The organism is Maribacter litoralis (assembly GCF_902506355.1).
Lineage (GTDB): Bacteria > Bacteroidota > Bacteroidia > Flavobacteriales > Flavobacteriaceae > Maribacter > Maribacter litoralis.
In genome coordinates, this window is sequence record NZ_LR733271.1 from 1463195 (window position 1) to 1484066 (window position 20872).

The window sequence follows — 20872 nt, forward strand, 5'->3', positions numbered from 1 at the left end:
TTTAAGATTTTTTTAATAAATTGTGGGCTAAACACTAAACATTATTTACAATGACAAAAACCACAACGTATTTATTAGGTATGTTGATTACCATTGTAGTAGGTACTTATTTCTTTATAACCTGTTGCAGCGAATGCGGTGCATCGGCAATTCATGAAGAACCCACTACAGAAAAAGTAATCGTAGAAGAACCCTCGGCAACATCTTATCCTTTTGCAATTGATGCAAACGGATTTGCCTATAATACCAATGACAATTATAATTTCAACATTTCATCCAATGCTATTCTAATGCCTTTAAGTGCTGATCTCACTAAAGGTATTAATGGGCTACAAAGTCATTTAGAAACAAATGAAAACAATGTTGTTAATGTAACGGGTTATTACACCAGTGAAGAAGAGAACACTACAGCCTTCCCTAATTTAGGTCTTGCTAGAGCAAACTCAATTAAAAATGATTTAGCTTCTAAAGGAATTTCTACCGCCCAGATCAATACCATGGGCAAATTAATGGACGAAATGGTACCTAAGGATAGCACCTATTGGGGCGCTGCATCATTTGGTATCGAAGAACGATCAGCAAGCGAAAAAGATGATTTAAACGCTTTATACGAGAAAATTAAAGCCGACCCTTTAATTTTATACTTCAATACAGCTGAAGCCTCTATATATTTAGATGCGACTCAAAGACAAAAAGTTGCCGATATCTCTAAATATATCGATAAGGTTGCAGATGCTACAGTCAGCGTTGTTGGTCATACCGATGCTACCGGACAAGCAAGTACCAATATGGCACTTGGGCAAGACAGAGCAGAATTTGCCAAAAACTACCTAATGCAAAACGGTATTACCGAAAGCAAAATCATTGCTACCTCTAAAGGACAAACCCAACCAATTGCTTCAAACGCCACAGAAGAAGGTAGAGAAAAAAACAGAAGAACAGTAATTACCTTAAAATAAACATACACTAATCCTATAAATAAGTAAAATCATGAATTTTGAAAATATGAGTATTTGGTGCTGGCTAATTCCAGCTTTAGTTGGTATCATATGTGGAATACTTGGTTACTTGCTTGGCAAAAGTTCTGCCAAAGTAATTGACAATTCTGCTGAAATCAATAGTCTTAAAGCTAGTAATACTAAGCTAAAGACCGACTTGGCAGAATTAAACAATCTTAAAGCGAGCAATACAAAATTAAAAGCCGATTTAGATGCCTGTAACCAAAAAGTAATTGCTGCCAGCAAAGCTGTTCCTCCTGCATCAAGTACCAATGTTGGCACTTCTGCTACTGCCGCATCATTTGCCGCAGGTGCCGCTACAAGTAGTGCCTTAGCTTTTGATGGTGCTGCCGCAAAAGCCGCTTTTGGAAAAACCGTTAAGCAAGACGACTTAAAACTTGTTGAAGGTATTGGACCAAAAATTGAAGGTATGTTTAAAGACCACGGTATTAAAACATGGAAAGCCCTTTCTGAAGCTAGCCTTGAAGATTGTCAGAAAATATTGGATACCGGTGGTACCCGATATAAAATTCATGACCCTGCATCTTGGCCAATGCAAGCCAAAATGTGTTATGAAGGTAAATGGACAGAACTCATGAAATGGCAAGATGAACACAAACACGGTAAACTATAACGTTACAAACCGTTGAATACAAAAAAATCCCGATCGTTACCGATCGGGATTTTTTTATTTTATAATGCTCCGTTTGCTTCAACCCACTTAAAGTGATACTGATCTTCGGGAAATTTCATTCTTTCAGATATACGCTCTAATCTTGCCGGTAATTTAATTAAATAATCACGTGCTTTTTCTGCTTCCTCGTTTAAAGAGCGCACGGTATCTAACTGCCAATAAGCATTTAACTTTCTAAGAATATCAACATAATCTTGTGCTGTATACACCCCTAAACGTTGTGCACAATTAGAAAAGTTTTCAAATGCCGATCCAATTGTTCCGCCAGATTCACGTAAGAAATGAGCAGGCATCACAATCTTTTTCTTCATCATATCTGCAAAGGCGATCATCATACCAGATGGGTCTTCGCCAAAAATAGTTTTAACGAATTCTCTATACGCCAAATGGTGTCTCATTTCATCTCCCGCGATTATGGTACACATTTTACCTAATAAAGCATTACCTTTTTTCTTTGCCATTTGTCCAACACGTTTATGCGAAATATTGGTAGCTAATTCTTGAAATGAAGTATATACAAAATTCTTATATGGATCACGGTCTGTACCGATATCAAATCCATCAGATATTAAATGTTGGGTGGTTAACTCTATTTCTCTCATATTTACCCTTCCAGATAAATAAAGATACTTGTTCAACACATCTCCGTGTCTATTCTCTTCTGCTGTCCAAGCTCTTACCCATTTTGCCCAACCATTTGTTTTATGGTCACCGTGCTGGTCTATACCTACAACATCCATCAACCAAGACTCATAAGTAGGCAATGCCTCTTCTGTAATAGTATCTGCAACCATGGTTACCCAAAAATCATATCCAAGCTCTTTAGATTCTTCACGAATATCTTTTACCTCCTGCAAAAACGTATCCTTTTCAGAATTTGGTAAAAAATCGGTAGGTTGCCATATATCCTCTGGTTTAATAAGGAAAGAATCCATAAATCCTTCTACCTGAGGCTCTAAAGCCTGCATCACTTCTAATCTTATATTTTTAGTAGACATAGTATATTTTTTATCAAAGATCGTCATTTAAACAATCCATTTTTAGTAAAGTTAACGGTTTTCTTAGTTTCTGCCCTTTTCATTAGGATAAAACGTATAAACAGGTTCGCTCTGCCAATATTCTTTAGTTTCTACATTAAAAATGGTCAAAGGACCTTTAAATGCCGCACCGGTATCAATATTCCAAACATTGGCTGCCTTCTGTGGTGTGGTTTCACCTATTCTTGTTACCGGTGTATGACCAATATAGATTTCAGAATAATTCTTTAAACGTTTTGGGTAATGTATGTGCTCTTCTTCTAAATCTTTGTTCAATGAAAGAGCTAATTCCCAAAGGGTACGGTCCCAATAAAAGGTTTTTTGAAAATATTCATGTTCAATTCCCTTTAAGTTAGTAAATCCTGCATGCAAATACAACCGGTTTTCCGAATCTAAATGGTAATTCACTAGGCTTTCATAAAACCCAACATGAATTTCCTTCGTTTTTTCAGATACTTTCGCATAAGAATTTGAAGTAGCCTCGCCACCATGCATAAACCAAGTTGGGTTGTCGGCGTTTCCCGTTAACCATTCATAACAAAGTTCATCATGGTTTCCCCTAAGGTAAATACAATTGTATTTTTTCTTTAATTCTAAGAGGTAATCAATAGTTTCTACCGCTTCGCTCCATCCATCAATATAATCCCCCAAAAAAATTAAAGTATCATGTTCTGTTATAGCCGCTTTGTCAAGCACTTGTTTTAATGCCTGTAAGCCCGAATGAATGTCACCTACAACCAGTGTTCTATTTTTATTCATTTAGCAAAAATCGCAATTATGGTTATTATGACAAGTATAAAAAGTACTAAAAAAAAGATTTTCCAAAAGGAATATGGTCTATTTCCGCTCAACTCTCCAGTTTGTCCATTAATGTAAAAATTGTATTCTTTACCCTCATAGCTATAAGAACTTATATAAATAGGAAGCAAAATATGTTTGAATTTCTCATCTGATAATTTAATATCGGCATTTGCAATACGTTGCGTATCGCCACCAATATCTCTTCTGATCCAATTATAGGCTATATTCTTCGCTTCTTGAAAAGATTTGTGATGCCCTTCTTTTAACGAAATGGTATATTTTTCAGTTACAAAGCCCGATAGGTATTTAGAGTTAAACACCACCAAATCTTTAAGGTTCCAGAAGGCAACCTTTGATGGTATTTCTTTTCTTTTTTTCTCTGATGCACTAATTAAGATATCGTCTACGAAGCCATCTACCTTACCAGAAGCATAAGTCCATCTGGTTTTACGAACCCTTCTAGTTCTTTTGCCTTTATCGCTATTATAGGTTTGATTTTCATAATAATAATCTCCTCTTTGCCCTTGATAGGAGGCAAAAAGATTGGCGTCAAAAGTCCAATATGGTATATAGAGACCATGCAAACCTTCTGGGTCTAGCGCAGCTTTTTTTAAATTATTAGGTGCAAACCATATTTTACCAACCCAAGATTTGAATATAGACCGAGCCTTTTTAGCATCTAACTGAAAAGGTACCAACGCTCCAGGCAGGATCCAACCTTCTTTTTCAATATCTTCTCGAATTAAAGGTTCACTACAATAAACACAATTCAGAGATTTATAGTTTTCTTCTACATGCTGGTTAGCGCCACAATTTTTACAATGCAGCAATTCAATGGTATCGGTATAAGCATTTTCGCCTACAATCTTTAAATAGTGTTCTAGCTCAAGCTCTTCAAAACTACTTTTAGATTGCTCTATAAATTCTTCATAACCACAATATTCACATGTAAGTTGGTGAGAACCTGGCTTAAATTTAAGTTCTGCCCCACAATTGGCGCATGCTTTTTTATATTCCGATTGTTGAATATCGTTCATAGAAAGTATCCCTTATCTAAAAAGGTTGAATTGTAATGTAGTTGATAAGTTCTATTATGCTGTTGGTAAAGGTGGTGGTGTATTACCGCCCAGGAATGACTTTAACTCCTCAATTTCTTTAAGTGCCGACCAACTTTCCATTCCCTGTTTCCATATAAGGGAATCTCTATTAATTGTTCTACTTGCAAAAAGTTCTTTTAACTTTTCAAAGCTTACAGGACCCAATTGCTGACCGTTTACTGCATAAAAATAACTTACCTGTACAGGTATTGGCGGTGGTGCCTGTGGTTGTTGTGCCACCTGGCCGCCAAGTGGTTGTGCAGCAGGTTGCCCCATTAGACCGCCCATTTGTTGTGCCAGTACAAAGCCCATGCCCATGCCCATACCTGCACCTGCTGTGCCGCCTTCATTCTTAGCCGCCAACTCCATTGCCTTGGCAGCTTTGAACTGTGCCAATTTGCCCATGTCCAATTTATCTAAACGGCTATACTCAAAAATTTCTTTTTTAAGCTCTTCGGGCATAGATACATTTTCAATATAGAATCTCTCTAATTCAATACCTACTCTATTGAATTCTGGTTGCATAACCTCTTGGCACGTTTCCGAAAGTTCGCTTGTATTGGCCGCATACAGCTCAATTGGTAAATTGGCTTCACCAACGGTATCGGTAAAACGTGTTACTATTAAACTTTTTAAATGTTCGTTTACTTCATAATTGGTAAAATTACCATCAGTACCTACCACGTCGACTACAAACTTGCCTGGGTCGTTGATCCTAAAACTATAAGTTCCAAAAGCTCGTATTTCTACCAAACCAAACCTGTCATCGCTAAGCATGAACGGATTTTTAGTTCCCCATTTTTCATCTGTAAACAAGCGGGTATTAACAAAATACACCTCAGCTTTGAACGGACTATCGAATCCATATTTCCACCCTTTTAATGTGGTAAGAATGGGTAAATTTTGAGTATTTAAAGTGTATGTGCCAGGGGTAAAGACATCTGCCAATTGCCCTTCGTTGATAAAAACCGCTGTTTGCCCTTCCCTTACAATTAACTTGGCGTTGTTTTTAATTTCGTTCTGGTAGCGCTCAAACCTATGTACAATGGTATCGTTGCTAGAGTCTATCCACTCTACAATGTCAATAAATTCGTGACTTAGTTTTTTCTTAATTTCATCAAATATGCTCATGGTCAGTATGTGTTTTATAAAGTGTAATTCAAGATATGCAATTCAGTAACAGACCCAAAATACGGTGGGTATTAAATCATAAAAATAATCTTCACACTACCGTAATTTAATATTTATTTAAGATTATTTAGGATGTAGCGGTCTTTTCTAATTAACTTAGACCTCCTAATTTTCTATTTGAATTATGAAAAAGGTATTTTGTATCGGAGAATTGCTGATTGATTTTGTTGCCGAAAACCAAGGTAAAGATCTATCAAAAGCAAAAGAGTTTTCTAAAAAGGCAGGTGGAGCACCGGCAAACGTTGCTTGTGCAATAAGTAAGCTTGGTGGAGACAGTTTTTTTGTTGGTGCTGTTGGTGATGATCCTTTTGGTACTTTTCTTCTTCGTATTCTTGAAAACGAAAAGGTAGATATTTCTTTAGCACAAAAATGTGATACGTTTACCACTTTGGCATTCGTTTCTATTGATGAAGATGGTGAGCGCGATTTTGTATTTAGCCGTGGTGCAGATAAAGAACTTACATACGACTCATCGCTAAAGTCTAAATTCGAAAATAGCATTTTGCACTTTGGTGCAGCAACTGCGCTATTAGGTGGTACTTTAGAAGAAACCTACAGTAGGTATTTGTTCGACGGACTTACAAAGAATGCCTTTATTAGTTTCGACCCTAATTACCGAGTGGATCTTTGGAAAAACAAAGAGGACGTTTTTATACGCAAATGCCATTCTTTCATTGAAAAATCTCATTTATGCAAATTTAGTCTAGAGGAAGCTCAACTTCTTTCTGGTAAGGAAAATCTTGAAGATGCCTGCAAATTTTTCCATGAAATGGGAACGCAAATTATCGTAGTCACCCTAGGCAGTGAAGGTACATTACTTAGCACATCTAATTTCTATAAAACAATACCAAGTATTAAGGTGACGCCTAAGGACACTACTGGTGCTGGCGATGCCTTTATTGGTTGCCTTTTGCAACAGCTTGCCGAAAATTCTAAAATCGAAGATGTTCTAGAGAATGAATATCTACTTTCTAACATGGTGGCCAGAGCTAACAAAGCCGGCGCCATTACTACAGAGAATTTTGGAGCCATAGAATCATTACCTACAGTACAACTATTAGATTCTTAGCATGAACCAAGCGGAATTATTAAGAATATTGGCCTCTAGAGACCAAAAGAAAAAAAGTACGCAATCTTTATTTGAACAAAGGTTGGCTACCAACCTTTCCCTTATTAAGATCCAGTTTTTTTCGTTATACCAAGAAAAAGAGCATAAGACCTACTTTCTTACTCTTTTAGAAACCTTGGAAACGCTTTTTAAAACCCGACCAAAAGAGCTTCAAAACCAAGATATAGACCGTTTAAATGAAGGAAACTGGTATCAAAGCGAGCAAATGGTAGGCATGCAGATGTACGTTGATAGATTTAATAAAGACATTAACGGACTTAAAGAAAAACTTCCTTATTTTGAAGACCTTGGTATTAACTTTCTTCACCTAATGCCCATTACCACAAGACCATCAGGTGAAAATGATGGCGGGTATGCGGTAAACAGCTATCATGAAATCGATAGTAAATACGGTACTAAGACAGATTTTTTAGATTTTACCAAAAAAGCACGTAAAAACAATATGTTTATAATGCTTGATTTTGTTGTAAACCACACTTCAGATGAATTTGAGTGGGCACAAAAAGCAAAAGAAGGCAATCTACATTATCAAAATTATTACTACACTTATTCTGACCGCCATATACCCGATGAGTTCGAAAAGACATTGCCGGAAATATTTCCGCAATCGGCACCCGGCAACTTTACTTACAATGACGAAATGGAGAAATGGGTAATGACCTGTTTTAATACATATCAGTGGGATTTAAATTATAGAAACCCGGAAGTATTCATTGAAATGCTAAGTAATTTAGTTGGGCTTGCCAATTTAGGGGTAGACGTTATCCGTTTTGACGCGCTGGCTTTTCTTTGGAAAAAACTTGGTACACTTTCACAAAACTTACCGGAAGCGCATACCTTAATCTCACTTTTTAGATTGTGCCTTCAAGTAGTAGCTCCTGGTGTTATTCTTTTAGCGGAAGCAATTGTAGCCCCAAGAAACATCATAAAATATTTTGGGGAAGGTACTTTAACGGGCAATGAATGCGAAGTTGCCTACAACGCTTCTTTAATGGCACTTTTGTGGAATTCAATAGCCACTAAAAAAGCATCTTTACTGGTAAAAAGTGTTTCAGAAATACCAACAAAACCTCAAGATGCCACATGGGTCAACTACATACGATGTCATGACGACATTGGTCTTGGCTACGATGACGATTTTGTTAGGGCCATGGGTTATGATCCCACAGCACATAAAAAGTTCATTTTAAACTATTACTGCGGAAAATTAGAATGGTCACCGGCAAAAGGGCTAATGTTCATGTACAACCCAAAAAATGGTGATGGCAGAATTACCGGAAGTGCTGCGTCACTATTAGGTTTAGAAACTGCTCTTGAACAAAAGAATGATAAAATTGTTGACTATGCCATCACTAAAATTTTAATGATGCACGGTATTATTTTAACGTATGGCGGCATACCCATGATCTATGCCGGTGATGAAATTGCCACCTTAAACGATTATTCTTACGAACAGAACGAAGATCATATAAATGATAACCGCTGGGTTAACAGACCAATGCAGAATTGGAATGTTGTGGCGAAAATAAAAACAGAAAAAGACAACCCTTCTACAATTGTATACAACGGATTAAAAAAAATGATCCGCTTACGAAAAGAGCATACCGTATTCGCAGATACAAACAACATTAAAATACACGGTTGCCCCAACGAACATATATTCGTTTTTCAAAGATCACATGAAGACGAAAGTGTTTGGGTGTTTTCTAATTTCAATGAAGTTACCGAGACTATCAATATAGGATGGTTACTTTCTATAGGTATTTTAACTGGTAAAAACTCTATTGATTTACTTACAGGGAAATCTATTGAATTTATACAAAACGAATTGGCATTGAAGCCTTACGAGCAACTTTGGATTAAGAATATTTAACCTTCCTTAATACACGAAGCGCTTCTTTTAGCGAGGCATTCACCTTAGGGTATTTCGGTTTCAATATTTGTCTGGCTTTTTCCATACGCTCCTTTGCCTCTTCAAATCCGTTTAAAAAGCATATTAAATAAGAATCTGCCAAGTATCTTAATTGCTTCACTTCGGCAATCGTCAACTCTATATTCTTCTTTGCCTTGGCTACCAAAGCATTGTTGTTTTCATATATCTTCTTCAATTCATTTTTATCATGAACCGGGGGTTCGAACAGTAAATCGCTCTTAATTTGATAGGTGCCATTTTCACTAAAATTAATTACCACTTTTTCCAATGGATAATATCTTTGTTTAGCACCTAAACCTAGTTGAACAAATTCTATGGTCGAAAAGGAATCGTTATCATAGGTTATGGTGACCTCATCTAAATTTGAATAAAACAATTTTACTTGCTCATTGATCAACTCAATATCTACCCGATAATAATACGTAACACCATTGACCACCTTTTTGTTCCCAGCCCAACAAACTACAAATTGCTCTTTAAATACTTTGTAATCACTATCCAAATCCTTATGACGGTGATTTAAAAAATCGATTACACCATCTAAAGTAAGTTCAATATTATTAGTGGCATGCTGTTCAATGGTTGCTACTGCCTCAGAATTAGTATCCTTTAATTCTATATCGAACACTTTTGGCAAGCTAATACTGCCTTCCCTAAAAAATACAGACCCACCATAATATTTCCAGATGTTTTTTCTGAGAGAGCAAATTTTTCCAATTGATTTTATGGTAACCAATCCTACCACTTTTCCTTCTGGCAAATGTGGGAAAGGAATATTTTCATAAGAAATCAACGGTGGGTTATCTAAATAGGCATTCACTAAATTTTGAATCTTACTGTCATCAAAAAAGTCCACACCAACTATTCGATTATCCTCATCTTCTACACCAACAACAATAAATGAATTGTTAGACGGGTTACTGTTGGCCAAAGCACATACATGCTTTAGAAACTTCCCTTTTCCTTCTTTTTCTCCTATCGCAATAAATCGCTTTTTATCGTAAAAACTGTTCTCATCATTATGTGCGAGCAGGTTTTTTACCAAAAGCCGTTTATTGATCATGTTGAGCTATTTTTCTATATGAGAGGCTTATGATTTATCTACGATTGTTGAAGATGCCTGTGCTGTGGGCATAACTACTAAATCGGCAATATTTACGTGGTATGACCTTGTAACTACAAAGTAAATAATATCTGCTATATCCTCTGGTTTCAAGGGCTGAAAACCTTTATATACATTATCTGCCCTTTCTTCATCTCCCTTAAAACGTACATTACTGAATTCGGTTTCCACCAAACCAGGATTTACCGCACCAACACGAACACCTGTACCGTTCAGATCAATACGCATACCTTGGTTGATAGCATCTACCGCATGCTTACTGGCACAGTACACATTTCCCTTGGGGTATACTTCTTTACCTGCAGTTGAACCAATATTGATGATGTGACCAGATTTACGAGCCACCATCTGCGGAATCAATGCCTTTGTAACATAAAGCAATCCCTTTACATTGATATCTAGCATGGCGTCCCAATCGTCTACGCTACCATCTTGTATGGTATCTAAACCATGGGCATTACCCGCATTATTCACCAAAATATCTATTTGAGAGAAATCTTTTGGCAATGTATCTATTGCCACTGTAACGGCTTCTTTATTCCTTATATCAAAATTTAAGGTATGCACGTCTACTTCCTTTCCTAATTCTTCCTTCAAGGCATCTAACCTATCTTGTCTTCTACCACACAATACCAACCTAATTCCTTTTAGAGCAAAATGTATGGCGGTAGATTTACCTATTCCACTTGTAGCGCCTGTAATAAATGCTGTTTTTTTCATGTTCAATTTTAATTATGCAACCTCATGACCCTCATTGGCCTCAAGTAAAATAAACCAATCTTGTAAATCCATAGCTATAGCAACGGCATCCATAGCCAATTTTAAACGTTGGGGAGTAGCAGTACCTACGACAGGATGAATTTTAGACGGGTGCTTTAAAATCCACGCCAACAGTAATTGATCCTCTGTTGCATCGTATTTCTTAGTTAGCTTGGTCAATACTTCCTTAACTCTAAAATTCGCCTTGGATTCTTCCCTAAAATAGCTGCCTAATGGACTCCAACTCATAGCAAGCCTATCATTTGCAATGCAATCGTCTAAAGAACCATCGTTCATTACACCGTTAGAAGTAAGTGAAAATTCTACTTGATTAGCTTCTACCTTATTATTTTTTTCAATTAATTGTATTTGTGATGGTGAGAAATTAGACACCCCAAATTGCTTGATCTTTCCTTCACTTTTAAGTTGGTCGATAGCTTCGGCTATTTCTGAAGGATCCATTAATGGGCTGGGTCTATGTAACAGCAGCAAATCCAAATAATCGGTTTGCAGCATTTTTAGAGACCGTTCTACCGATTTAATAATATAATCTCTATTGTAATCATAATGCTTAACCCTATTGCTACGTTCTTTTACGTTGAACTGAATTCCGCATTTGCTGATCAATTGAATATTATCTCGATCTATACCACTTTTAGCAAATGCTTTACCAAAATCCTCTTCGTTCGTATAATCGCCGTATATATCTGCATGGTCAAAAGTAGTTATGTTATTTTCTACGCAATGGTTCATTAACTCTATCATTTCAGCAGTGGAAAGTTGTTTTCCCCATTTGCCCCAGGTCATAGTTCCTGCAATTATTCTTGAATATTTCAATATATTGTATTTTGTTTAATGAAATTAAAAAGAAATACCTTAAAACGTTCATAAAAATAAGGGCTTTTCCAATTTTTTAACCTATCATTAACAGCGACTGACTGAATAAATTTTCAATTTGCATAACTGTTAAAATTAGAAGCCTTAACAATCAATAATATAATATTTTAAATGGAAGAAAATACCTCAATTGACATTAGTGCGGTAAATGAGAAAATTGCTCAAGAAAGCGCTTTTATCGATTTATTGATGCTTGAAATGAATAAAGTGATCGTTGGCCAGAAATACATGGTAGAACGATTGCTAATCGGACTTTTAGGACAAGGCCATATATTATTGGAAGGTGTACCGGGGTTGGCAAAAACCTTGGCGATCAACACGCTTTCAAAAGCTGTTAAAGGTAGTTTTAGCAGAATTCAATTTACACCAGATCTTTTACCTGCAGATGTTGTAGGTACATTGATCTACAACATGAAACTGAACGATTTTTCTATTAAGAAGGGTCCTATTTTTGCAAATTTTGTGCTTGCAGATGAAATTAACCGTGCACCGGCGAAAGTACAATCAGCTCTTTTAGAGGCTATGCAAGAGAAACAGGTAACCATTGGTGATGAAACCTTTGTTCTTGACAAACCATTTTTGGTAATGGCAACGCAAAACCCTGTAGAGCAAGAAGGTACTTATCCACTACCAGAAGCACAAGTGGATAGATTTATGTTGAAAACGGTTATCGACTATCCAAAAATCAATGAGGAACAGTTGATCATGCGCCAAAATTTAAAGGGTAATTATGAAACGGTAAATCCAGTTGTGTCCATAGAGCAAATACTTAGCGCACAGAAAGCTGTTCGTGAAGTATATATGGACGAAAAAATAGAGAAATATATTCTTGATCTTGTTTTCGCAACTAGATATCCAGAAAAATACAACCTAGAAAGCTTAAAACCTTTGATCAGTTTTGGAGCATCTCCAAGGGGTAGTATCAATTTAGGGACAGCGGCAAAATGTTATGCCTTCATTAAAAGAAGAGGATATGTTGTACCAGAAGATGTACGTGCCGTTGTACACGATGTACTAAGACATAGAATTGGTATAACGTATGAGGCGGAAGCCGAAAACATAACTTCTGTTGATATCATCAACAAAATTGTAAACGAGATAGAGGTTCCTTAAATACAGTACACCATATTCAGCATTTAAATTCTTTATACCGATTTTAATTTTATGCTGAAGTAATTTTACTAAAACGGATACTGTAAACTGTTTACTAAAGAATGGATACCAAAGAGCTACTCAAAAAAGTACGTAAAATTGAAATAAAGACGAGACGTCTTTCCGACCATATATTTGGTGGGGAATACCACTCTACCTTTAAGGGTCGTGGTATGACATTTAGTGAAGTACGACAGTATCAATTTGGAGATGATGTTAGAAACATTGACTGGAACGTTACCGCCCGTTACAACGAACCTTACATAAAGGTCTTTGAAGAAGAGCGAGAATTGACCATGATGTTAATGGTAGATATTAGTGGCTCCGAATTATTTGGAACCACTAATCAATTCAAAAATGAAATAGTCACAGAAATATCTGCCACTTTAGCTTTTAGCGCATTACAAAATAATGACAAAGTAGGTATTATATTGTTCTCTGATCAAATAGAACTTTTTATCCCACCAAAAAAAGGAAAAACACATGTTCTTCGAATCATAAGGGAACTATTGGAGTTTAAACCAAAAAGCAATAAAACCGACATAGCCCAAGCTTTAAAATTCTTGAGCAGTGTCATGAAAAAGAAAGCCATTGTTTTTGTGCTTTCTGATTTTATTGATGAAGGATATGAAAAAACCCTTAAGATTACCGGTAGCAAGCATGACGTAACAGGTATTCGTATTTATGACGAGCGCGAAGAGTCTATACCAAACTTGGGAATGGTGCAAGTAGAAGATGCAGAAACAGGCAAACTGCAGTTGGTAAATACCAAATCTAAAAAAGTACGTAACGCATATGCCCAATTTCACCAAGAGCGTGTTACCTACTTTAAAGAGTCTTTTACAAAATCGGGATGCGGTGTATTGGACTGTAGGGTCGATGAAAGCTATGTAAAAAAATTATTAGGCTATTTTAAAAGAAGAGGTTGATACGAATGAGTTATATTAAAAAAGCAATTACAACAGGTTTACCGTACCTAGTACGAGTTTTGCCTGTATTCGTATTTTTACTATGCTCCATTACATTGAGCGCTCAAGAAAATCCGAAGATAACTACAGAGGTAGACACTACTTTTATAAAAATTGGAGAGCAGGTTCAATGGAAGGTTACCGTGAATATTGACTCTACCGATTTTGTTATTTTTCCTGAGGGGCAAACGTTCTCTCCTTTAGAAACCGTTGAAGCATTTGCAACGGACACCACTAGAAATAAAGATAGGCTAACGCTACAAAAAATATATGCACTTACCCAGTTTGATTCGGGTGCGTACAAATTACCGTCTCAACGTATTGATATCAATGGCACCGGTTATATGACCGATTCTTCTATGATCAATGTAGCTACTGTTCCTGTAGATACTTTGAATCAGAAAATGTACGATATAAAGCCACTTATCAATGTTGAAAAAAGCAATTACGCATTCTGGAAATACTTGCTGATCGGTTTGCTTATTCTATTGATTTTAGGCGGATTATTATACTGGTTCGTGTTTCGTAAAAAACCACTTACCGAAGAAGAAAAAGTAGCCTTACTTCCTCCATATGATAGAGCTTTACTAGAACTTAAACAGTTAGAAAACTCTAAGTACTTGATACAAGACGAGTACAAACAATATTATTCTGAGTTGACCACTATTGTTCGCTCCTATCTAGAAGAAGATGCCCATATAACAGCTTTGGAAAGCACCACGGGTCAACTTATAGAGAAATTAGAACTGCTAAAAGATGCGGGTGAGTTAAAGTTAGACGACGATACCATTAAGCAGTTTCAACAAATATTACAAACGGCAGATTTAGTAAAGTTCGCAAAGAACAAACCTTCTACATCCGTAGCCGAGCAAGACAGAAAACTGGTTGAGCAAATAGTTGAAAAAACACATGAAGCCATACCAGAACCTACAGAAGAAGAGTTGCTGGAACAAGCCGAGTATCAAGAAGAATTGGAGCGTAGGGCAAAAAAGAAAAAGATAAGAATTGCAGTAATATCCGCTGTCGCCGTAGTTTTGGTTGGTATTACCATTGCCGGAGTAAAATTAGGTTTTGGTTACTTAAAAGATACCGTTTTAGGTCATCCAACCAAAGAACTTTTAGAAGGTGAATGGGTGCGCAGCAGCTATGGTTTTCCTCCTATACAATTAGAGACCCCCCAAGTATTGGTGCGTCAAAAGATAAAATTACCGGCCGAAGCCAAGGCCGCCATTGCAGATATACAAGCTTTTGAGTACAGGAGCCCTATTTCATTATTTAATATAGGCACTACTAGTATTACTCTAGCACAACAAGATGTGGAACCGGAATTTGACAAGACAATTGAACAAATTCTTTCAAATTTTGAAGGTCAAGGCGCAAAGAACATCATTACTAAACAAGAGGAGTTTAGTACCATTAGTGGTGTTAAAGGAGTAAAGGTTTTTGGCAGTGGCCAGTTTCCATTACCCGGATCGGAAGAATTAATTGATGGCGAATATGCCGTGTTACTTTTTGGAGGCAAAGGCTTTCAACAATATGTTATTCTAACCTGGTTAGAAGATGATACATACGCAAAAGAAATAGTAGACCGTATTTTAGCATCGGTAGAAGTAAAAACAGAAGCATAAATGTTCGAAAATATATCATTTGCAAATCCTGATTTCTTTTGGCTGTTCCTATTACTGCCATTGGCAATTGTGTGGTATATCTTTAAACAAAAAGAACAAACTGCATCTTTGCGAATTTCTAGCGCCAAAGGATTTAGCTACAACAGTATTTTACCAAAATTAAAACCAATACTGTTCGTATTACGTCTTTTAGCATTGAGTGCCATAATTGTAGCAATAGCAAGACCACAAACCGAAGATATATCTACCCGAACCAAAACGACCAAGGGTATTGATATTGTTATGGCAATAGATGTATCTTCAAGTATGTTGGCACGTGATCTAAAACCAAATAGATTATCGGCTTTGAAGAAAGTCGCTGCAGATTTTATCAAAGAAAGACCAAATGACCGCATAGGCCTTGTCGTATATGCCGGTGAAGGATATACAAAAACTCCTATAACCACAGATAAGTCTATTGTGCTAAACGCATTATCTGAAATTACATACGGACAACTAGATGATGGTACTGCCATTGGTATGGGGCTGGCAACATCGGTAAACCGCCTAAAAGAGAGTACGGCAAAAAGTAAAATTATCATATTATTGACAGATGGTGTAAACAATTCCGGCTTTATTGAACCGCAAACCGCGGCGGACTTGGCTATTGAATTCGACATAAAAACATACACTATTGGTTTAGGTACCAATGGAAATGCCCTTTCTCCTATCGCCTATAATGCTGATGGCTCTTTTAGGTATGGCATGCGACAGGTAGAAATCGATGAAAATCTACTAAAAGATATCGCTGGTGCTACAGGCGGTAGATACTTTAGGGCAACGGACAACGAATCTTTAGAGGAAATCTACGATGAGATTAACAAACTGGAAAAAACCGAAGTAGAAGAATTCAAATACTATCGCTACGAGGAAAAATTTAGATTTTGGGCACTGTTGGCACTAGGATTGCTTTTGTTAGAATGGATATTAAGAAATACACTATTTAGAAGCTTTGTATAATATGATACAGTACGACGAAAAAATATATTTCTATTTGCTATTTATCATTCCGGTGGTAGTGGTGCTGTTCCTTTTATTATTGGTGTGGAAAAAAAGAACTCAGAAAAAATTTGCTGACACTGAACTTTTAAAAAGGCTTACCCCTAACCGCTCCTATAATAAAGGAGGGATTAAATTGGTTGTATTCGTTTTAGCTGTAGCCCTATTGGTCATCGGGTTGGTCAACCCAAAAATTGGCACAAAACTTGAAACCGTTAAACGAGAAGGTGTAGACATAGTATTTGCGGTCGATGTTAGTAAGAGTATGCTCGCAGAAGACATAGCACCAAACAGATTAGAAAAGGCAAAACGATTGGTTTCTGAAATCATAAACCAATTGGCAAGCGATAGAATAGGTATTATCGCCTACGCCGGCCAAGCATATCCACAATTACCGATAACAACCGACTATGGTGCAGCAAAAATGTTTTTGCAAAGTATGAATACCGATATGCTAACATCGCAAGGTACGGCCATTGACCAAGCTATTGAATTAGCTACTACCTATTATGACGATGCAGAGCAAACCAATAGGGTTCTATTTATTATTTCCGATGGTGAAGATCACTCAGAAGGCTCAACTATAGATGCTGTTGAAGATGCTGCAGATGAAGGCATTATTATCTACACCATAGGGGTCGGTAAGGAAAAAGGAGCTCCAATACCTATAAAAAGAAACGGAATACTAGAAAGCCTGAAGAAAGATAGTCAAGGTGAAACCGTAATTACAAAGTTAAACGAGAGTGTTCTCGTGGATATTGCAAATGAAGGCGACGGACAATATATTGATGGGTCTAATACCGAAACGGCCGTAGAATTCATTAAGGAAGAATTGCTGAAAATGGATAAAAAAGAATTTGAAGCCAAGCAATTTGCAGAATATAAAGATCAGTTTCAATGGTTTATTGGCGGGGCACTATTGCTTCTCTTTTTAGATATTTTTATCTTGGACCGCAAGACAAGCTGGTTAATGAAACTCAATTTGTTCAATGAGAAAAGAAATGAATAACATAAGCACAATTTTAGTATTACTTTTTGTTTGCTTTTCATCTTTTGCTCAAGAAGTAGACGAGAAGGAAAAAGAAAAGGCGTTAAGATCATCTACTAATCTTACTTGGGACGGAAACAAGGCCCTATCGGAAGATAATTTTATAGCCGCAGAGGTAGATTATAGAAAAGCAATTGCCAAAAGTTCAGAGAATAGCGCCGCTCCCTACAACTTAGGAAACGCGTATTACAATAACGAAACTTATAATGAAGCCTTTAGCCGATTTAAAGAAGCTGGTGAGGCATCAACATCAAAAGAAGATAAGCATAAAGCATACCACAACATGGGTAATGTATTTATGAAAAATAAAGACTACGCCAAGGCTGTTGAAGCTTACAAAGAGGCTTTGCGAAACAACCCAAAAGATGAAGAAACCCGTTATAATCTTGCCTTAGCAAAGGAGCTTCTTAAAAAAGAACAGGACGAAAATAAGCAAGACCAAGACGATAAGGACGAGGACAAAAAAGATCAAGACGAAAACAAAGATCAAGATAAAAAAGACGAAGGAGAAAACGAGGACAAAAAAGATCAAGGTGAAGACGGCGATAAGGGTGATGAAGGAGATAAAGACGAAGAGAAAAAAGACGATAACAAAGAGGGTGAAGGGGAAAATGAATCTGATCAAAAGAAGAAACCTGAACAAGGTGACGGAAATAACGAACAAGAGCAACAACAACCCAGACCTAATCAGCTTTCAAAACAGCAAGTTGAAAATCTATTAAGAGCAATGCAAAATGCCGAGAAAAAGGTTCAAGATAAAATTGATGCCAAGAAGGTAAAAGGTGCTAAAATTAAAAACGAAAAAGATTGGTAGACTTTAAGTCCATAACTAAGCTAGGGTTGGTAATAACCGTATTTCTATCATCTGTCTTGATGATGGCCCAGGGCAATGATGAGGTTACTTTTGAAATGAAGTTAAGTAAACCTAAGCTTGGTATCAATGAACGACTAAGGGTAGACTTTGTAATGAATCGGGATGGTGATAATTTCAATCCGCCAGATTTTACCGGTTTTAAAGTCATTATGGGTCCGTCACAATCTATTAGCTCTTCTTGGATCAACGGTGTTAGAAGTTATTCAAAATCATACTCATATACCTTGGCCCCAACTGCCAGAGGTAAGTTCACCATAAAACAAGCATCAATCGTCATTGGAGGCGAAACCTATAAATCATTGGCGCAAGATGTAGAAGTTACCGCTGCAGTAGACAAACCTAGCGATCAAATGACGGCCGATGATATTGCCGATGAAAATTTGCATTTGGTTGCTGAAGTCTCAAAATCAAACCCGTATTTAAACGAGGCAATTACAGTAATCTATAAACTATACGTTAGTAGAAACATCAGTGTTTCTAACTATCAACCATTAGACAACCCAACATATAATAATTTTTGGAGTCAAGATATTAAAGTAAATGCCCTAAGCGCTCAAAATGGCACGTACAAAGGAAAACCTTATCGCTACGTAATATTGAAGCGTGTAGTTCTGTACCCTCAAAAATCGGGCAAGCTAGACATAGAACCATTATCACTAGATGTTACCGTAGATGTACCAACAGGCAGAAGAGATTTCTTTGGACAACGAATGTATGCCCAAACCAACAAAACCGTATCTGCCGGAAATAGAACCATTAATGTAAAACCTTTACCATTAGATAATCAGCCAGCCGATTTTAATGGTGCAGTTGGTGATTTTGATTTTTCAGTGACTACAAGTAAGACGAGCTTAAATGCATCAGAATCTTTACAAGCAACGGTAGAGGTCAGCGGAAAAGGAAATCTAAAATTATTCAAACTTCCGGAACTTGAATTACCGAGTGCTTTAGAAGTTTATGAGCCCGAATTTACCGAAGGGGTTAGAACCACTTTGGCGGGCATGCAAGGTAAGGTAAGTAACCAGTACACCATTGTGCCATCCTTTAGGGGAAAATATCCTATATCACCATTAAGCTTTAGTTACTTTAATCCATCCACAGGAAAATATGCAACTTTAACTTCAGATGAAATAGTGATCAATGTATTAGAAGGTCCGTTGAGCGCATCTTCTAATTCTACTGTTAGCCCAAATAACCAAAAGCAATCGGTTATTGCTAGCGGAAACCAATTTAATTTTATTAAACTAAATCCAAATTTAACAGGAAAAGGCTTCTCTTATTTCTTTGGATCTACATCATTCTATCTATGGTTGTTATTCCCATTATTATTGATACCCATAGCAATTATACTTAGAAAGAAAAGAGATGAAATGGCGGGAGATATTGTGGGTAATAAAATTAGAAAGGCAAATAAATTGGCTCGTAAATATTTATCTGCCGCTAGAAAAGAATTGGGTAATAAAGATTCTTTTTACGTGGCCTTAGAGCGCGCATTACACAATTATTTAAAGGCCAAGTTGAAGATAGAAACCTCGGAGTTCAGTAAAGATAAAATCACCCACTTACTGACCGAAAAAAATATAGACGACGCTTCTGTAAATAGCTTTATTTCCCTTCTTGAAAACTGCGAGGCTGCGAGATACAGCCCATTTTCTAATGTTCAGATGCAGGCAGATTATGATAAGGCGAGCGAAGTTATTTCTATAATGGATAAACAATTATAAACATGTTCAAAAAGCTAGTTACTCTTATTGGCCTATTTATGGTTTTACTGTGCACCGCTCAGAACAATCAATTGTTTGAGCAGGCTACAGAAGCATATAATGCAGGAGATTACGCAAAAGCGGCAGATTTTTATAATAGCATCCTTGAAAATGGCAAACATTCAGCTGCTGTATATTATAATTTGGGCAATGCCTATTACAAACAGAATAAAATTGCAGAAAGCATATATTTCTACGAAAAAGCCCTGTTATTATCCCCAAATGACGAAGAAATAAAAACCAATCTCAGCTATGCTCAAAACATGACTATAGATGCTATTGATACAATGCCCGAAACCGGTTTATCTAGACTTTACAAGAATATAACGGGTAAGTTAACTTTTGATCAGTGGGCATATTTGGCTATAGGGTTTATGATGCTTTTTGTAGTGTTATACATTCTTTTCTATTACTCTAATTATTCCACAAGAAAAAGATTAACCTTTATTGGTAGTCTACTTGCAATGTTTTTCTGCATTATCTCTGTAATATTCGCTTATGTTCAACGAAGTGATTTTGACAAAGACCAACCTGCTATTGTTTTTTCTGAAGAAAGTCTGGTAAAAGCTGAACCTAATAACAGTAGTGCCGAAGTATTTATTTTACACGCTGGCACTAAAGTGAACGTTCTTGATCAATTAGACGATTGGAAGAAAATAAAACTTGCCGACGGTAAAACAGGATGGTTACCAAATGATGATATAAAAATGTTAAAGGATTTTTAGAAAATTGTTAACAGTTT

The 20872-nt window shown here is 36.6% G+C and carries 19 protein-coding genes; 12 read left to right on the forward strand and 7 right to left on the reverse strand.

The window, feature by feature from the left end:
* Positions 1-50 precede the first annotated feature (50 nt).
* A complete protein-coding gene (locus tag EXIGUO8A_RS06110) occupies positions 51-959 on the forward strand; it encodes an OmpA family protein (protein ID WP_116771379.1) in 909 nt (302 codons plus the stop codon).
* Positions 960-990: 31 nt separating this feature from the next.
* A complete protein-coding gene (locus EXIGUO8A_RS06115; protein WP_116771380.1) occupies positions 991-1632 on the forward strand; it encodes a hypothetical protein in 642 nt (213 codons plus the stop codon).
* Positions 1633-1691: 59 nt separating this feature from the next.
* On the opposite strand, the gene EXIGUO8A_RS06120 is transcribed toward EXIGUO8A_RS06115, so the two are convergent.
* From EXIGUO8A_RS06120 to EXIGUO8A_RS06135, 4 genes are all read right to left on the reverse strand, one after another.
* On the reverse strand, positions 1692-2690 hold the full coding sequence (locus tag EXIGUO8A_RS06120; protein ID WP_116771722.1) for an acyl-ACP desaturase: 999 nt from the start codon (positions 2688-2690) through the stop codon (positions 1692-1694).
* 63 nt (positions 2691-2753) lie between these two features.
* Complete coding sequence (locus EXIGUO8A_RS06125; RefSeq protein WP_159302420.1) at positions 2754-3488, reverse strand: metallophosphoesterase family protein; 735 nt, start codon at positions 3486-3488, stop codon at positions 2754-2756.
* Positions 3485-4567: a DNA helicase PriA gene (locus EXIGUO8A_RS06130; protein ID WP_159302421.1), complete on the reverse strand. Its 1083-nt coding sequence runs from the start codon at positions 4565-4567 to the stop codon at positions 3485-3487. Before EXIGUO8A_RS06130 ends, EXIGUO8A_RS06125 begins: the two co-directional genes overlap by 4 nt.
* A 54-nt stretch (positions 4568-4621) precedes the next feature.
* The gene (locus tag EXIGUO8A_RS06135) at positions 4622-5758 is read right to left on the reverse strand and encodes an SPFH domain-containing protein (RefSeq protein WP_159302422.1); all 1137 of its coding nucleotides are present in this window, start codon (positions 5756-5758) and stop codon (positions 4622-4624) included.
* Positions 5759-5942: 184 nt separating this feature from the next.
* On the opposite strand from EXIGUO8A_RS06135, the gene EXIGUO8A_RS06140 reads away from it, so the two are divergent.
* Complete coding sequence (locus EXIGUO8A_RS06140; protein ID WP_159302423.1) at positions 5943-6887, forward strand: carbohydrate kinase family protein; 945 nt, start codon at positions 5943-5945, stop codon at positions 6885-6887.
* Between the two features lies 1 nt (position 6888).
* On the forward strand, positions 6889-8820 hold the full coding sequence (locus EXIGUO8A_RS06145) for an alpha-amylase family protein (RefSeq protein WP_159302424.1): 1932 nt from the start codon (positions 6889-6891) through the stop codon (positions 8818-8820).
* Here EXIGUO8A_RS06145 and EXIGUO8A_RS06150 read toward each other — a convergent pair.
* The 3 genes from EXIGUO8A_RS06150 to EXIGUO8A_RS06160 are packed head-to-tail and all read right to left on the reverse strand — an operon-like array spanning position 8807 to position 11599.
* Entirely contained in the window at positions 8807-9943 is a 1137-nt protein-coding gene (locus tag EXIGUO8A_RS06150; protein ID WP_116771386.1) for an ATP-binding protein, read from the reverse strand. The two genes, EXIGUO8A_RS06145 and EXIGUO8A_RS06150, sit on opposite strands and share 14 nt — an antisense overlap.
* 27 nt (positions 9944-9970) lie before the next feature.
* Positions 9971-10723, reverse strand: a complete 753-nt coding sequence (locus tag EXIGUO8A_RS06155) for an SDR family NAD(P)-dependent oxidoreductase (RefSeq protein WP_159302425.1) — start codon at positions 10721-10723, stop codon at positions 9971-9973.
* 12 nt (positions 10724-10735) lie between these two features.
* Positions 10736-11599 carry an aldo/keto reductase gene (locus EXIGUO8A_RS06160; protein WP_236564441.1) on the reverse strand — a complete coding sequence of 288 codons (864 nt, stop codon included), beginning with the start codon at positions 11597-11599 and terminating at the stop codon, positions 10736-10738.
* 171 nt (positions 11600-11770) lie between these two features.
* On the opposite strand from EXIGUO8A_RS06160, the gene EXIGUO8A_RS06165 reads away from it, so the two are divergent.
* The 8 genes from EXIGUO8A_RS06165 to EXIGUO8A_RS06200 all read left to right on the forward strand — a co-directional run bounded on the left by EXIGUO8A_RS06165 (position 11771) and on the right by EXIGUO8A_RS06200 (position 20855).
* On the forward strand, positions 11771-12772 hold the full coding sequence (locus tag EXIGUO8A_RS06165) for an AAA family ATPase (RefSeq protein WP_159302426.1): 1002 nt from the start codon (positions 11771-11773) through the stop codon (positions 12770-12772).
* Between the two features lie 101 nt (positions 12773-12873).
* Positions 12874-13740, forward strand: coding sequence for a DUF58 domain-containing protein (locus tag EXIGUO8A_RS06170; protein ID WP_159302427.1), 867 nt, complete (start codon positions 12874-12876; stop codon positions 13738-13740).
* Positions 13741-13745: 5 nt separating this feature from the next.
* Positions 13746-15407 (forward strand): hypothetical protein, encoded by a 1662-nt coding sequence (locus tag EXIGUO8A_RS06175; RefSeq protein WP_236564442.1) that lies wholly within the window; start codon positions 13746-13748, stop codon positions 15405-15407.
* Positions 15408-16406 (forward strand): vWA domain-containing protein, encoded by a 999-nt coding sequence (locus tag EXIGUO8A_RS06180; protein ID WP_159302428.1) that lies wholly within the window; start codon positions 15408-15410, stop codon positions 16404-16406. It begins immediately after the preceding gene.
* A 1-nt stretch (position 16407) separates the two neighbouring features.
* Entirely contained in the window at positions 16408-17454 is a 1047-nt protein-coding gene (locus EXIGUO8A_RS06185; RefSeq protein ID WP_159302429.1) for a VWA domain-containing protein, read from the forward strand.
* Positions 17435-18307, forward strand: a complete 873-nt coding sequence (locus EXIGUO8A_RS06190; protein ID WP_236564443.1) for a tetratricopeptide repeat protein — start codon at positions 17435-17437, stop codon at positions 18305-18307. Before EXIGUO8A_RS06185 ends, EXIGUO8A_RS06190 begins: the two co-directional genes overlap by 20 nt.
* Before the next feature lie 59 nt (positions 18308-18366).
* Positions 18367-20091, forward strand: coding sequence for a BatD family protein (locus tag EXIGUO8A_RS06195; RefSeq protein WP_159304406.1), 1725 nt, complete (start codon positions 18367-18369; stop codon positions 20089-20091).
* 2 nt (positions 20092-20093) lie between these two features.
* Positions 20094-20855 (forward strand): tetratricopeptide repeat protein, encoded by a 762-nt coding sequence (locus EXIGUO8A_RS06200; protein WP_159302430.1) that lies wholly within the window; start codon positions 20094-20096, stop codon positions 20853-20855.
* Positions 20856-20872: the final 17 nt, after the last annotated feature.